General features: G+C 65.3%; 13 protein-coding genes. 6 read left to right on the forward strand and 7 right to left on the reverse strand.

What is annotated here, in order from left to right; translation table 11 throughout:
• The coding region (locus AUL31_RS05145) for a hypothetical protein (RefSeq protein ID WP_060602382.1) at positions 1-622 on the forward strand (622 nt) is incomplete at its 5' end.
• Positions 623-679: 57 nt separating this feature from the next.
• Here the strand turns inward: AUL31_RS05145 and AUL31_RS05150 are convergent.
• From AUL31_RS05150 to AUL31_RS05165, 4 genes are all read right to left on the reverse strand, one after another.
• On the reverse strand, positions 680-1,696 hold the full coding sequence (locus AUL31_RS05150) for an ABC transporter permease (protein ID WP_060602386.1): 1,017 nt from the start codon (positions 1,694-1,696) through the stop codon (positions 680-682).
• A gap of 5 nt (positions 1,697-1,701) precedes the next feature.
• Positions 1,702-3,279, reverse strand: a complete 1,578-nt coding sequence (locus AUL31_RS05155) for a sugar ABC transporter ATP-binding protein (protein ID WP_060602390.1) — start codon at positions 3,277-3,279, stop codon at positions 1,702-1,704.
• 74 nt (positions 3,280-3,353) lie between these two features.
• Positions 3,354-4,346: a substrate-binding domain-containing protein gene (locus tag AUL31_RS05160; RefSeq protein WP_060602393.1), complete on the reverse strand. Its 993-nt coding sequence runs from the start codon at positions 4,344-4,346 to the stop codon at positions 3,354-3,356.
• Positions 4,347-4,416: 70 nt separating this feature from the next.
• Positions 4,417-5,400 (reverse strand): ABC transporter permease, encoded by a 984-nt coding sequence (locus AUL31_RS05165; protein WP_060602396.1) that lies wholly within the window; start codon positions 5,398-5,400, stop codon positions 4,417-4,419.
• Positions 5,401-5,593: 193 nt separating this feature from the next.
• Between AUL31_RS05165 and AUL31_RS05170 the strand changes: the two genes are divergently transcribed.
• The 5 genes from AUL31_RS05170 to AUL31_RS05195 all read left to right on the forward strand — a co-directional run bounded on the left by AUL31_RS05170 (position 5,594) and on the right by AUL31_RS05195 (position 10,821).
• Complete coding sequence (locus tag AUL31_RS05170; protein ID WP_060602400.1) at positions 5,594-6,586, forward strand: dihydroxyacetone kinase subunit DhaK; 993 nt, start codon at positions 5,594-5,596, stop codon at positions 6,584-6,586.
• 11 nt (positions 6,587-6,597) lie between these two features.
• Positions 6,598-7,233 (forward strand): dihydroxyacetone kinase subunit DhaL, encoded by a 636-nt coding sequence (gene dhaL, locus AUL31_RS05175; RefSeq protein ID WP_060602912.1) that lies wholly within the window; start codon positions 6,598-6,600, stop codon positions 7,231-7,233.
• A 39-nt stretch (positions 7,234-7,272) separates the two neighbouring features.
• Positions 7,273-7,944, forward strand: coding sequence for a dihydroxyacetone kinase subunit DhaL (gene dhaL, locus AUL31_RS05180; protein ID WP_060602402.1), 672 nt, complete (start codon positions 7,273-7,275; stop codon positions 7,942-7,944).
• A complete protein-coding gene (locus AUL31_RS19895) occupies positions 7,941-9,995 on the forward strand; it encodes a bifunctional sugar-binding transcriptional regulator/dihydroxyacetone kinase subunit DhaK (protein ID WP_244489324.1) in 2,055 nt (684 codons plus the stop codon). Before dhaL (AUL31_RS05180) ends, AUL31_RS19895 begins: the two co-directional genes overlap by 4 nt.
• Positions 9,996-10,056: 61 nt before the next feature.
• Positions 10,057-10,821: a bestrophin-like domain gene (locus AUL31_RS05195; protein WP_060602407.1), complete on the forward strand. Its 765-nt coding sequence runs from the start codon at positions 10,057-10,059 to the stop codon at positions 10,819-10,821.
• 7 nt (positions 10,822-10,828) lie between these two features.
• On the opposite strand, the gene AUL31_RS05200 is transcribed toward AUL31_RS05195, so the two are convergent.
• The 3 genes from AUL31_RS05200 to AUL31_RS05210 are packed head-to-tail and all read right to left on the reverse strand — an operon-like array spanning position 10,829 to position 14,106.
• Complete coding sequence (locus AUL31_RS05200; protein ID WP_060602410.1) at positions 10,829-11,908, reverse strand: tartrate dehydrogenase; 1,080 nt, start codon at positions 11,906-11,908, stop codon at positions 10,829-10,831.
• A gap of 22 nt (positions 11,909-11,930) precedes the next feature.
• Complete coding sequence (locus AUL31_RS05205; protein WP_060602415.1) at positions 11,931-12,905, reverse strand: tripartite tricarboxylate transporter substrate-binding protein; 975 nt, start codon at positions 12,903-12,905, stop codon at positions 11,931-11,933.
• Positions 12,906-12,939: 34 nt separating this feature from the next.
• Entirely contained in the window at positions 12,940-14,106 is a 1,167-nt protein-coding gene (locus tag AUL31_RS05210; protein WP_060602418.1) for a mandelate racemase/muconate lactonizing enzyme family protein, read from the reverse strand.
• Between the last annotated feature and the right edge of the window lie 83 nt (positions 14,107-14,189).

The following is a 14,189-nucleotide window of genomic DNA, read 5'->3' on the forward strand; positions in this document are numbered from 1 at the left end:
CACCGCCGATCTCGGCGGGGTTTCGGTTGGCACCCAGTTCGCCATCTTCACCTTCCGCGACTATGACGATCCGGCGCGGCGGGAAGAGCTGACGGCCATTGCCATCGACTGCTGGGCCGAAGTTGCCGAACACGCCAAGGCGGCGGGGCTGGACTATGTCTACTGGGAGCCGATGTCGGTTGGCCGCGAGTTCGGGCACACCATCGCCGAATGCCTGACGCTGCAAAACCGGCTGTCGGCTGCTGGAATGGCCATTCCCATGTTCATGATGGCCGATATCGACCATGGCGACGTGACCTCGCCGAACACGGACGATACCGACCCCTATGCCTGGGCACGCGCCGTACCGACCGTATCGCCCATCATCCACATCAAGCAGTCCAAGATGGACAAGAGCGGCCATCGCCCCTTCACGGCAGAGCATAATGCCAATGGGCGCATCAAGCCGGAGCCGCTGCTGGAGGCTCTGCGCGAAGGGGGCGCGAGCGACAACGAAATCTGCCTGGAACTGTCGTTCAAGGAGCGCGAGCCGGACGACCGGCGCGTGATCCCCGCCATAGCGGAAAGCATCGCCTTCTGGGCGCCCTATATCGACACCGGGGAATCCGACCTGAAAGTCTAGACGTCCGGCCCGGCCTTAAAGCCGGGCGCACGCTCTTGCGGGATGAGGCGCTAAGGTCTAGCGGCGCTGAAGCACGAAGAAGACGCCGGCCGATACGATGAACAGGCCCAGAATGGCCGTCTGCCAGGTGCTTGGAATGCCCACCATGATCAGGACGTTGCTGACCAGCGTAATCAGAACCACGCCCAGCAGCGTGCCGAGCACGGTGCCGGAGCCGCCGGTTATCCGCGCGCCGCCGAGGATGACCGCCGCGATGACCGAGAGCTCGATGCCGGCAAGGTCGAACGGATTGGCCAGGCGGTTGCTGGACACGTGGATGATGCCGCCGATACCGGCCAGCATTCCGGCCCAGGCGAAGACGAAAAGCTGGACGGTCGTCACCTTGTAGCCCAGCCGCTCCGCAATGTCGGGCCTGCCGCCCACGGCATAGACGGCGCGCCCGATCAGGGTGAAGCGCAGGATGGCCCAGGTGGCGAGGGCGGCTGCCGCCAGCACCAGCACGAAGGCCGGCAATTGCACGGTGAAGCCGTTTTCGGCCGTGCGCGTCATCAGGCTGGCCTGACCGAACCTGTCCATCGCCGCCGGAATGTTCATGAACAAAGCGGTGCCGATGAATGTCAGCAGAAAGCCGCGATAGGCGTATTGCGTGCCGATGGTGACGATCAGCGATGGCGCCTTGAGTGCGTTGACGAGAACGCCGTTGACCGCGCCGAGAAGCGCGCCGCCCAGCGCCGCGATACAGAAGATCACGACCATGCCGGTATCCGGCGCAAACAGCGTGACCGCCTTGGTCACCGCATACATGACAAAGGCCGCGATGGCCGAGAAGGAGACGTCCAGCCCACCGGCCGCGAGCACCATGAGGACGCCGAGGGCAAAGAGCCCGCGCACGACGGATGCCCGCAATATGTCGAACAGATTGGCAAGCTGCCAGAAGGCCGGGTTTATCGTGCCGACGGCAATGCAGATGACGACGATCAGAAGCGCAGCGAAGGCTTCGGGGTGCCGGCGGAATAGGCCGAGGATGCGGCCCGGAAGGCTGGGCGTGGCAGCGGCGATCGTATCGGTGGTCATTCGTGTCAGGCCCTGTTGCGGTTCGTGCCGAGCTGCAATGCAGCGCCCATCCGTTCGTACAGGGCGGCCTCGTCAAGGTCGGTCGCCGCGTCGGTGGAAACGATACGGCCCTTCTGCATGACGGCGATCCGGTCGCAGTTCTGAAGCAGTTCCGGAAGGTCGTCGCTGATGATGATGACGGCCATGCCGCCGTCGGCAAGGGATTGGATGATGCGGAAGATCGTATCCTTGGAACCGACATCCACCCCGACAGTCGGCCCGTGGAGGATCAGCAGTCGCGGCTGGATCGCCAGCCAGCGCCCGATCAAAATCCGTTGCTGGTTGCCGCCCGAAAGCGACTGCACAGGACGCCGGATATTGGGTGCGGCAACTTTCAGGTCCTGCATCAGCCCGTTGGCGACTTCGGCGCTCTTGCGCCTGTCGACCAGGCCGAGACGGCCCCGCAGCCTGCGCAGAACGGCCATGACGAGGTTGTCCTCGATGGGCTTTTCAAGAAAGAGGCCCTCCGTCAGCCGGTCCTCGGGCACATAGCCGATGCCCGCCCGGTTGGCCTGCGAGGGCGTCGCCAGCGTGACGGCGCTGCCGGCAATGCGGATCTCGCCGCTGTCGGCGGGAGAAACCCCGGCAAGGGCCCTGGCCAGCTCGTTGCGTCCCGAATCCAGCAGGCCGGTGATGCCGAGTATCTCCCCTTCGGCCACAGTCAGCGAGACCTCGCCGAAAGCCGCCTTCTTTCCGAGCGCCCGTGTTTCCAGCAGCGGCTGGCCGATGCGGGGTTGCGTCCGGTAGCGGCCTTCGTCGATGTCGCGGCCGGTCATCAGGGCGGCCAGCTCGCGCTTGGAGACGCCGGCGATGTCGCACTGGCGCACGATCGCGCCGTCGCGCATCACGATGGCCTGGCCGCCGATGGCCTTGCACTCGTCCAGCTTGTGGGTGACGAACAGCACCGAGACACCGTCCGCATGCAGGCGACGCACCACTGCGATCAGGTTTTCAACCTCCCGGCGCGTCAGCGAGGTGGTCGGCTCGTCCATGATCACCAGACCGGCGCGCCCGGCTATGGCCCGCGCAATGGCGACGAGCTGGCGTGTGGCGATGGGCAGCTCTTCTATCCGGCTTTTCAGGAATGCGGTGTCGGTGGGCAGGTCCACCTTGGCCAGCGCGGCGCGCGCCGTCGCTCGCAAGCGTGCGCCGGAAACACCCCGGAAAAGACGCCCATCCCCTTCCACGAGCTGCTGGTTCAGCGCGACATTTTCTTCAACCGACAGGTTCGGCAGAAGGGACAGGTCCTGGTAGACCGTCTCGATGCCGGCCTTCAGCGCGGCAATGGGGTTCAACCGATCGCGTGTGACGCCGTCGATGACAAGGCTGCCCTCGGTCGCGGACTGTGCGCCCGACAGGATGCGGATGAGGGTGGACTTGCCGCAGCCATTTTCGCCCAGCAGATGGTATGTCTGTCCACGGTCGATGCTAAAGCTGACGCCGCGCAGCGCGTGAACGCCGCCGTAACGCTTGTGGAGGTTGCTGACCTCCAGAAACGCCGAGCCGTCGTTCGTCTCGCCTGCGGAATTGCCGTCGCGCGCCATTGCCGTGTTCCTGTAATCCGCTCTGGGCGGGACGGGCAACAGCCCGTCCCGCGGCTTCGTCTGTTCTGTCGATCTCAGAACGGATAGTCTTTGTAGTTGTCCTTGGTGACATCCACCCAGGCCTGGCCACGCACGATCACGCCTTCACCCGGACCGTCCGTGACGCTGACCTTGTCGTAGCCGGGAACGCCGAGATCCATGCCATCGGTGATCTCTTCGCCGGCCAGCACCTTGGCGGCCAGGATGTTCATCACGTAGCCGGCATCCTTGGGGTCCCAGAAGGCGATGCCGTCGACCGCACCGGTTTCCAGATAGGGGCCGGTATCCTTGGGCAGGCCCAGGCCGTAGACGCACGTCTTGTCGGCGATGCCGGCTTCCTCGACGGCGCGGCCGATGCCGATGACGTCGATGGCCGAACCGCCCTGGAAGCCCTTGATGTCGGGATGCGCGCGCAGGATCTCGCGGGCAAGCTCATAGGCGCGGTTGGCGTCGTTGAAGGATTCGTTCTTGGCCGAGACGAGTTCCATCTTGTCGTACTTCTCGGCATTCTTGGCGCCGCCATCGGCCCACTGCACGTGCGTCAGGCTGCCCAGCGAGCCAACGAACGACGTCCACTTGCCTTCGTGGCCCATGCATTCGGCAAGCTGCTCGTTGAAGTGGGCGCCGAACTCGGCGTTGTCGAACGCCTCCAGGTCCACTTCCGTGTTCTGCAGATTGTCGGCCTCGTGCGTGATCACCTTGATGCCCCGCTGCGTCGCGCGGCGCAGAACGCCTTCCAGCGAGGACGGGTCCATCGGCACCACGGCAATGGCGTCGACTCCCTGCGCGATCAGATCCTGGATGATGGCGGCCTGCTGCGCCGCGTCCGCCTTGGCGGGGCCAACCTGGCGCGTGGCGATGCCCTCATGCTCGTCGCCGTAGGCCTTCACGCCTTCTTCCATGCGGGTGAACCAGTTTTCGCCGGTCACCTTCACCACGGTGACGACCGTCTTTTCCTGCGCCGCAAGTGGCGAAGCCATGGCCAAGCCCAGGGCGGCGGTGCCCAGAAGGGCAGTCAAGATTCGCATTCCCGTTTCCTCCACAATCCCTCGATCGCTCAGCACTCGCGCGGGAGGGTCCGCGCGGGGCAACTCGGTTTCAGGCCCGCACGCGCATGAAGGGGCGCAGGTCTATCCGCGCCGATGCCAGGAACAGCAGCAGAAGCAGCCCCCACGCGCAGTCGCGGAAAAAGTTTGAAATACCCATGAAGTTGAAAAGGCTGGACAGCATCTGCAGGGCGATGGCCGACAGCACGACGCAGACCACGCGGCCGTATCCGCCCGATGGACGCACCCCCGCCATCACCACGATCAGGATGGCGATGAGCACATAGGACGTGCCGTAATCCCATTTGACGCTGGACGTGCGGGCCGCAATCACGAACCCAGCCACGCCCGCGAGAATGCTGGACAGGAGATAGGTGCCGAACAGCATCCGCCGCACCGGGATACCCGCATAGAATGCCGCGACCGGGTTGCTGCCCATCAGGAACAGCCGCTTGCCGAAGGCGCTGAAGCGCAAGGCGATGGCAAGCAGGGCGGCGACGGCGATGAACAGCGCGAATGGCAGCGGCACGCCGAGTACCGGCATGTTGCCGAAATCGTCCATGGGAAGGATGAAGCCCAGCGTCTGCGCCGAACCGCCCGTCAGCCCGACGGCAATGCCGGTGAACAGAAGCTGCGTGCCCAGAGTGGCGATGATGGGCGTCAGGCCGGCATAGCCGACAAGCAGGCCGTTGACGATCCCGCCGGCAATGCCGGTGGCCAGCGCAAGACCGAAGAAAACCCAGGTGTAGGCAAGGGGCGCCGCGTCCGGCGGCGCAATGAAGGGCGCCAGCAGCGCCGCTACGATGCCCGCAAGGTTGGCCAGCGCGATCCCCGACAGGTCGATGCCGCCATTGCCGGACACCATCGCCAGCATCACGCCGAGGGCCAGAAGCCCCAGCTCGGGCACCTGCGCGCCCATCGACTGGAAATTGAAAAGGCTTGTGTAGGAGGGGCCGACGAGCGCAAGCGCCGCAACGACGATGAGCGCATTGACCGCAACCAGAAATGTGAACTGGCGGTCGAACTGCTCGCCCATGCGTAAGCCTCCCTGCCGTCGAACCGGCAGCGGACTTGCTGCAGGCGCCTCCCTGACGTGCAGCGCCACACTAAGCCGTCGATGACATATGTCAATCGTTTTTGAATAATGACAGACGTGTGCAAATCCTCTATGAGCCGATAGATGAGGGAGGCGCCGCCATGTCGGGCCGGCGCAGGGAGAGGTCAGGCCCATGCAGCGTTTCATCAACAACCCGGACGATCTCGTCGACGAAACGGTAGCCGGCTTCGTCAAGGCGCACCGGAACCTGGTGCGTCTGCATCCGGAGAATCCGCGGGTGGTGCTTTCCGTCGACGCGGCACAGCCGGGGCGGGTCGGTATCGTCACTGGCGGTGGCTCGGGCCACGAGCCGGCCTTCATCGGCTATACCGGGCGCAACCTCGTCGATGCGGTGGCGGTGGGCGAGCTCTTTTCTTCGCCCACGGCGAAAAGCTTTGCGGACGCCATCCGGGCCGCGGATGGGGGCGCCGGGGTTGCCGTCCTGTACGGCAATTATGCCGGCGACAACATGAACGTCAAAATGGCGATGCGCATGGTGGGCAAGGACGGTATCGAGGTGGCGACCGTGGTTGCCAACGACGACGTCCTTTCCGCACCGCTGGCTGAGCGTGACAAGCGGCGCGGCGTTGCGGGCGAGATCTTCATGTGGAAGATCGGCGGTGCGCGCGCGGCCGAGGGCGCGGCGCTGGCCGAGGTGCAGGCAGCGGCCCAGAAGGCGGTCGACGCATGCCGCTCGGTCGGCGTTGGCCTTGGGCCGTGCACCCTGCCGGCGGTTGGGCATCCCAATTTCAGCATCGAGCCCGGCACGATGGAGGTCGGCATCGGCCACCACGGGGAACCCGGAACCAAGGTGGAAGCCCTTCGCACCGCCGACGAGGTGGCCGACGAAATGCTGGGCATCGTCATGGCGGAGCACGCGGTAGCGGAAGGCGGCGAGGTTGCCGTGCTTGTGTCGGGCCTCGGTGCCACACCCATAAACGAGCTTTATGTTCTCTACGACCGGGTGGAGAAGGGGCTTTCCGGGCGGGGCCTGTCCGTCCACAAGGCCTTTGTCGGCAACTACTTCACCTCTTTGGAGATGGTGGGCGCGACGTTGACGGTGATGGTGCTGGACGATGAGTTGAAGCGCCTTCTCGACATGGAAACTGCCTCTCCGGCTTTGTAAGGACCAGGATGATGGATGCTATCGACAATGCCGGCCACGGCGTGATCGTTGAAGAGATCGCGGCCGTCATCGTGGCCAACAAGGCCTATCTGTCCGAGATCGACGGCAAGATCGGCGATGGAGACCACGGCGTGAATATGGCCAAGGGGTTTGGCCGTGCGGCCGAGCGCATCCATGGCCAGGAGGTCAGCCTGGAAGAGGCGCTGGCAACGCTTTCGGATGTCCTGATGTCGGAGATCGGCGGCTCGATGGGGCCCCTCTACGGCCTGATGTTCGAAGACATGGCAGCGGTGCTGAAGGGCCGCGACACCATCGATGCCGAGACATTTTCGGCCATGCTCCATGCCGGGCTGGACGGGGTGCGCGGGGTGGGCGGCGCCGAGGTGGGCGACAAGACGTTGATGGATACGCTCGTGCCCGCCGTCGCTGCTTTCGACGCGCACAAGGGCGAAGGATTTGCCCCGGCGCTGGATGCCATGAGCGCGGCAGCCGAGACGGGGCGCGATTCCACCCTGGATCTGGTTGCCAAGATCGGCCGCGCCAGCCGGCTGGGAGAGCGGTCTCGCGGTGTCCTGGACGCCGGCGCCACATCCTGCTGCCTGATCCTGTCGACATTTGGCGGCGCGATCGCCCGCCGGCTTGGCTGACGGCTTGCGCATGGGCCGATTTCCGGCGGAAACTGCGCCATGGGCAGGATAGAATCGGCAGATCTGGTCGATATCTTCCGCGTGGTCTCCACGCGGCTGTCGGAAGCGCGCGGCTGGCTGGGAGAGCTGGACGGCGCAATCGGCGATGCGGACCATGGCACGTCCATGGCCGAGGGGTTTGCCGCCATCGTCCGTGCCACCCGCGATGCGGCGGCCGGCGGCACGCCAGCCGGCGCCTTGTTTCCGATTGCGGCGCGGTCCTTTCTCAGCGCCGTCGGGGCAACGGCCGGGCCGTTGTATGCCAGCGCGCTGCTGCGGGCAGGGCAAGGGTTTGAAGACGCCGAAAGCCTGTCGGACAGCGACATAGCCAATCTCGTACCGGCCATGGCGGATGGCATCCGCCAGCGCGGCAAGGCCGCCGCCGGCGACAAGACCATGATGGACGCATGGGGGCCTGCGGCCCGCGCCGTTGAATCCGCCCTGGCCGCAGGGGCTTTGCCGCTGCGCGCACTCGACGCCGCGCTGGAAGCGGCCATCGAGGGGCGCGATTCCACAAGGGCCATGGTTGCCTCCAAGGGCCGCGCCGCGCGCCTGGGCGAGCGCAGCCTCGGACATCTGGACCCCGGCGCCGCATCCGCCGTCATCGTCATCGAAGGGCTTCGTGACGGACTGGCGTTGATCCTGCAGCGCAAGGGCGAGGCCGCTCGATGACGCGTATTGCCGGAAAGGCGCAGGGAGAGCCGGGCGCGATGCCGCTGCGCTTCGGCGACGATGCGCTGCTGTGGGCGGCCTGGTTGTATTACGAAGAGGGAATGACCCAGGGCGATATCGCCTCGGCGATGGGCGTATCGCGCGCATCCGTGAACGCCTATCTGGCCGACGCACGCACACGCGGCCTCGTCAACATCGAAATCGAGCCCGTCAAGTTCCGCGCATTGTCCCTTGCCCAGGCCCTGAAGGAACATTTCGGGCTGCAGGACTGCCTCGTCATCCCCACGGACGGCGGGGAGCGATCGTTGATCGCGCGGCTCGGCGCTGCCGGAGCGCAGGCTTTGTCGTTCCATGTGCGGTCCGGCGATACGATCGCCGTCACATGGGGCAGGACGATGCTTGCCCTGGCGCAGTCGATGCAGGCGCCCGGCCTGGCCGATATCAGGGTGGTGCAGGCCACCGGCGGCACGACCGCCAAGATCCCCTGGACGCCGGAGGCCTGCGCCTCCCGGCTTGCCGAGGCACTCGGCGCACGCTGCATTCCGTTATCGGCGCCGGCCATCGTATCCAGCGCCACCGTGCGCGACATGCTGGTGGGCGAAGCCGTCCTGGCCGAGCAGATGGACGTTCTGTCGGAGGCAAACCGCATCGTGCTGGGCATCTCTTCTTTGCGGCCGGAAAGCACCATCCATACGAGCGGCTTCTTCGAAGGCGTGACACAGCATCTCCACTATCAGGATGCCATCGGCAGTATTGCCGGCCGCTTCATCTCGACGCGCGGTGAAGCCGTGGCCGGGCCATTGGACGGACGCACCGTCGGGGTGGACCTCGATGCGCTCAGGCGGATTCCGCAGCGCATCGCCGTTGCCGGCGGTGTCGACAAGGTCCCGGCCATACTGGCCGCCTTGCGGGGCGGCTTCGTCAGCGTGCTGGTTACCGACGCTTCGACCGGGCGTGGCATTCTGACGGCAGAGGGCTTCCACGATACGCCGCGCCGCTCTGCGCCGCCGGCGCAGACGCCTTTGGCAGCGCGCACCCGGGTCAAGAAACTGCTGAACGATCCGCATGACGCCATCGATGAGATGCTGGCGGGGGCAGCGGCGGCACATGGCGATATCTTCGCTCCCGTCGTCGGTGCGCCGCGCGCCATTGCCCGCACGGACCTGCCGCAACCCGGCAAGGTCGGGATCGTGGTGGGGGGCGGGTCGGGGCACGAGCCGGGGTTCTGGGGTTATGTCGGACCCGGCCTGGCCGATGCCGCCGCTATCGGCAATGTCTTTTCCGCGCCGCCACCGGACCCGATCCTGGCGGCGACGCGCGCCGTCGATGCGGGCGCGGGGGTGCTGTACATCTACGGCAATTTTTCAGGCGATGTCATGAACTTTGACATGGCGGCAGAGCTTGCTGCGGCGGAGGGCATCACCGTCCGGTCGATCGTCACGACGGACGACGTCGCCTCGTCTCCGGCCGAGTCGCGCGCGGCACGGCGCGGCGTGGCCGGCAACGTATTCGTCTTCAAGGTGGCTGGCGCGGCCGCTGAAAGGCGCCTGCCGCTGGATGCCTGCGAATCGATTGCCCGGCGCGCCAATGCCAGAACCTACACGATGGGTATCGCGCTGGAGCCCGGCTCGCTTCCGGAAACACGCCGCCCGAGTTTCGTCATCGGATCGGAGGACATGGAGATCGGCGTCGGCGTCCACGGCGAGCCCGGCATTGCGCGGCAGCCTTTGGCAACGGCCGATGCCGCGGCAGACCTGATGCTCGACCGGATCCTGTCCGAGATGCCTGCCACCGAAGGCGACCGCGTGGCCGTGCTGGTGAACTCTCTTGGCGGCACGCCGACGATGGAACTCTACATCGTCTATCGCCGTGTGCGCGAGCGTCTGAAGGCCAAGGGGCTGAGCGTGGCGATGAGCCTGGTCGGGCCCTATTACACCTCGCTGGATATGGCGGGTGTATCGCTGTCCATCATGCATCTCGACGATCAGCTTGCCGATCTCCTGAAAGATCCGTGCCGTTCGGCCGCGCTGGAATGGGCGACACAAGCTTGAGTTCGGCTCCCTGTCGTGTTGATCCTGTGGTTGAGCCAGGTGGTACAGGGAGAGCAAGCCGGTGGAGCCGTTTTCGACATCGTTGCTGATTTTCACGATCGTCGTCGTCGGCGCCATGTCAGCCATGGCGGTGGGGCCGTCGCTGCGGCCGCACCACATATCGGCTGAAACCCGCGACGTGGTGAAGCTCGGCATCGGCATGGTGTCGGCCATGAGCGCGCTGATCCTCGGGCTTACCGTCTCGTCGGTCATGTCCAGCTACAATCTGACCGAGCGCGACGTACAGCAATACGCAACCGACCTCGTCAATCTGGACGGGGCCCTGCGCGACTATGGCGCCGGGGCCGACGCCGTGCGCGCCGACCTGCAGCACTTTACGGTGCTGTCGCTTGCCGAGGCGTGGCCCGCGCGCCGCAGCCTGATGCCGGGCGCGGAGGAAACCGATGTCGAGCAGGCATTGTCCGCCATCGGAACGGCCATTTCCGACCTGCCGGGCGACACCGCCGACGCCGCGCAGGATCGCGGCGCGGCCGTGGCCATGTATCGCAAGGTGCAGCAGGATCGCTGGAAGATCGGGATCGAGAGCTACTCGTCGGTCAACCCGGTCATGATCGTCGTCGTTGCCGTCTGGCTGACGCTGATCTTCATGTCGTTCGGGCTGTTCGCGCCGCGCAATATCGTATCGGTGCTGTTCCTGATCATCTGTCCGGCCTGCATAGCCGGAACGATCTACCTGATCCTCGACTTGAACACGCCCTTCGAGGGTACGACCGCCATCGCGCCCGTGCCCCTGGAACGTGCCCTGCTGCACCAGCAGAGACCCTGACGGGCGCTCAGCCGATCTCGGCGGCGATAGCCTTGCCGGCGGCCACCGTATCGGCCTGGCCCCCTAGGTCGCGCGTGCGGCCGGACGGGCTGGCCAGAACGCGCTCGATCGCCTCCACGATGGCCTTAGAGGCGCTGGCCTCTCCCAGATGCTCCAGCATCATCGCGGCGGTCCAGATCTGGCCGACCGGGTTTGCTATGCCCTTTCCGGCAATGTCCGGCGCCGATCCATGTACCGGCTCGAACAGCGACGGGAAATCGCCGTCCGGGTTGATGTTGGCCGATGGGGCGATGCCGATGGTGCCCGTGCAGGCCGGGCCGAGATCGGACAGGATATCGCCGAAGAGGTTGGAGGCGACGACGACGTCGAACCTGTCCGGGTTCAGCACGAAGTGCGCCGTCAGGATATCGATGTGATATTTGTCCCAGCGCACGTCCTCGTAGGCTTTCGCCATCTCTTCCACGCGCTCGTCCCAGTACGGCATGGAAATGGAAATGCCGTTGGATTTGGTGGCCGAGGTCAGGTGCTTTGCCGGCCGTGTCCGGGCCAGGTCGAAGGCATAGCGCAGGATGCGGTCCACACCGTGGCGGGTCATCACCGTTTCCTGGAGAACAACCTCGCGCTCGGTGCCGGGGAACATCTTGCCGCCGATGGACGAATATTCGCCCTCGGTGTTCTCGCGCACGACATAGAAGTCGATGTCGCCGGGCTTGCGGCCGGCCAGCGGGCAGGGCACGCCCGGCATCAGGCGTACCGGGCGCAAATTCACATACTGGTCGAACTCGCGGCGGAACTGCAGCAGCGAGCCCCAAAGCGACACATGGTCGGGTATCTTCTCCGGCCAGCCCACCGCGCCGAAGAAGATCGCATCGTGCGACCCGATCTGGGCCTTCCAGTCTTCCGGCAGCATCGTGCCGTGCTTCTCGTAGTAATCATACGAAGCGAAGTCGAACACGTCGAAGCGCAGGTCGAGGTCGAATGCCCTGGCGGCCGCCTCCAGCGCGCGGATGCCTTCCGGCATGACTTCCTTGCCGATGCCGTCGCCCGCTATGACCGCGATCCGGTAGGCGTTTCCATTGCTGCTCATCTTAAGGTCCCCGTCCTATGGGCTATTGTCCGCCGGCCAGTCCGGCGCGCTCGATGAAGGGGCGCCAGAACTCGATCTGCGAGGCCAGTTGCGTTTGCAGCGCCTGCGGCGTCGCGTCCGCCTGCGTTACGGGCGCGGTGCCGAGATCGGTGAACCGCTGCACCAGTTTCTCGTGCGTCAGCCCCTTCTGCAACGCCGCAACCAGCGCGTCGCGCACCTGCGGCTCGATTCCCTTCGGGGCGTAGACGCCATGCCAGACCGTAATGACGAAGTCGTCCAGGCCGGCTTCCGTCGCCGTCGGCACGTCGGGCAACTGCCCGACGCGGCCCGGCGTCGTGACGGCATAGGCCTTTACCTGCCCATCCAGGATCGGCTGCGTCGTGTTGGTGGTCTGGTCGCAGGTCAGATCGATATGGCCGCCCAGGAGATCCGTCATGATCGGCCCATTGCCCTGATACGGCACGGTCGTCATTTCCGTATCGATGGCAGACATGAACAGCATGCTGCACAGATGCGACGCCGCCCCGACGCCCGCATTGGCCAGCGTGTAGGCCTGCGGGTCCGCCTTGATCGCCGCGACAAGCTCCTGCAACGAGCCTTCCGCCATGTCCTTGCGCCCGATGATCGTCATCGGCGCATTGGTGACGAGGCCGATCGGCTCGAAGCTTTCGACGGCATCGTAGGGAAGGTTGGCATACAGCGTTGGCGCCGTGGACATGCCGATATGATGCACGAGGATGGTGTAGCCATCCGGTGCGGCCTGCGCCGCCTGTCCGGCGCCCAGCGTGCCGCCGGCACCGCCGACATTCTGCACCACCACCTGCTGCCCTAGCTCCTGCGACATCGCCTCGGCCGTGAGCCGGGCGACCGTGTCGGTGGGCCCGCCCGCCGAGAAGGGCACGATCATGGTGATTGCCTTGTCGGGATAGGATTGCGCCATGGCGCAAACCGATACCGTGCTGAAAAGCGCAGCCATTGCGGAAACGTATTTTTTCATTATTTTTCCTCCCGTTGCGTAAATTTCTTCAGGCTTACTCTGCAACCTCCCGCATGACGCGATAGAGCGCCGATTTCGCCTCGAAGCCTACGCCGGGGATGTGAGGAAGGCCAACCAGGCCGCCTTCCACGGCGATGCCGTCGGCAAAGCCGCCGAAGGGCTGGAACACATCCGGATAGGACTCATTGCCGCCGAGATGCAGGCCGGCGGCGATGTTCAGCGACATCTGGTGCCCGCCATGTGGCACGACGCGGCGGCTGGACCAGCCGAGCTCTTCCATGACATCCAGCGTGCGCAGATACTCGACGAGGCCGTAGGACAGGGCGCAATCGAATTGCAGGAAATCCCGGTCGGGCCGCATGCCGCCATGCCGCAGAAGATTGCGCGCATCCTGATGGGAAAACAGGTTCTCGCCCGTTGCCATCGACCCCGTGTAATGGTTCGCAAGTTCGGCCTGCAGCGCATAATCCAGGGGATCGCCCGCTTCCTCGTACCAGAACAGGCCGTATGGGCTGAGCGCCTCCGCGTAGGCGATGGCCGTCTGAAGGTCGAAGCGGCCATTGGCGTCGACGGCCAGGCGGGCCCCGCTGCCGACAACCGACAAGACGGATTCGATGCGCCGGATATCCTCATCGAGGGGGACGGCGCCGATCTTCATCTTGACGACCTCGTAGCCCCGGTCGAGATAGGATCTCATCTCATCCTTGAGCTTCTCGTCGTCCTTGCCCGGGTAGTAGTAGCCACCGGCCGCATAGACCCAAACCTTCTCGTCGGCGACACCGCCGCGATACCGGTCGGCCAGAAGGCGCCACAGCGGCACACCGGCGATCTTGGCGACCGCATCCCAGACCGCCATGTCGATCGTGCCGACAGCAACCGACCGCTCGCCGTGGCCGCCGGGCTTTTCGTTCTGCATCAGCGTGCGCCAGATGGCGAAAGGGTCCAGATTGTCGTTGCCGGCGTCCACCAGGGTCTTCGGGTCGGCTTCCAGTAGCCGCGGAATGAAACGCTCGCGCATCAGCGCGCCTTGCCCGTAGCGCCCATTGGAGTTGAAGCCGTAGCCGATCACTGGCTTGCCCTCGCGCATGACATCCGTCACGACGGCCACCACCGAGCAGGTCATTTTCGAGAAGTCGATATAGGCGTTGGCGATGGGAGAGGCGATGGACACCGTCTTTTCCCGGATATCAACGATACGCATGGGCGAACTGCTCCTTTTTCCTGCGGCATGGATACGGCTTTGATCCCGCGTCGATCCAATGCCATGATCGGCGGTCCCCATGC

This window comes from Aureimonas altamirensis (genome assembly GCF_001463885.1).
Classification (GTDB): domain Bacteria; phylum Pseudomonadota; class Alphaproteobacteria; order Rhizobiales; family Rhizobiaceae; genus Aureimonas; species Aureimonas altamirensis.

What these genes read in the sequence shown, in the direction of transcription:
- AUL31_RS05165 (WP_060602396.1), bottom strand. Translation starts at nt 5,400, where the DNA reads ATGGGCGAGCAGTTCGACCGCCAGTTCACATTTCTGGTTGCGGTCAAT.
- AUL31_RS05170 (WP_060602400.1), top strand. Translation starts at nt 5,594, where the DNA reads ATGCAGCGTTTCATCAACAACCCGGACGATCTCGTCGACGAAACGGTA.
- AUL31_RS05160 (WP_060602393.1), bottom strand. Translation starts at nt 4,346, where the DNA reads ATGCGAATCTTGACTGCCCTTCTGGGCACCGCCGCCCTGGGCTTGGCC.
- AUL31_RS05205 (WP_060602415.1), bottom strand. Translation starts at nt 12,905, where the DNA reads ATGAAAAAATACGTTTCCGCAATGGCTGCGCTTTTCAGCACGGTATCG.
- AUL31_RS05200 (WP_060602410.1), bottom strand. Translation starts at nt 11,908, where the DNA reads ATGAGCAGCAATGGAAACGCCTACCGGATCGCGGTCATAGCGGGCGAC.
- AUL31_RS05150 (WP_060602386.1), bottom strand. Translation starts at nt 1,696, where the DNA reads ATGACCACCGATACGATCGCCGCTGCCACGCCCAGCCTTCCGGGCCGC.
- AUL31_RS19895 (WP_244489324.1), top strand. Translation starts at nt 7,941, where the DNA reads ATGACGCGTATTGCCGGAAAGGCGCAGGGAGAGCCGGGCGCGATGCCG.
- dhaL (WP_060602912.1), top strand. Translation starts at nt 6,598, where the DNA reads ATGGATGCTATCGACAATGCCGGCCACGGCGTGATCGTTGAAGAGATC.
- dhaL (WP_060602402.1), top strand. Translation starts at nt 7,273, where the DNA reads ATGGGCAGGATAGAATCGGCAGATCTGGTCGATATCTTCCGCGTGGTC.
- AUL31_RS05210 (WP_060602418.1), bottom strand. Translation starts at nt 14,106, where the DNA reads ATGCGTATCGTTGATATCCGGGAAAAGACGGTGTCCATCGCCTCTCCC.
- AUL31_RS05155 (WP_060602390.1), bottom strand. Translation starts at nt 3,279, where the DNA reads ATGGCGCGCGACGGCAATTCCGCAGGCGAGACGAACGACGGCTCGGCG.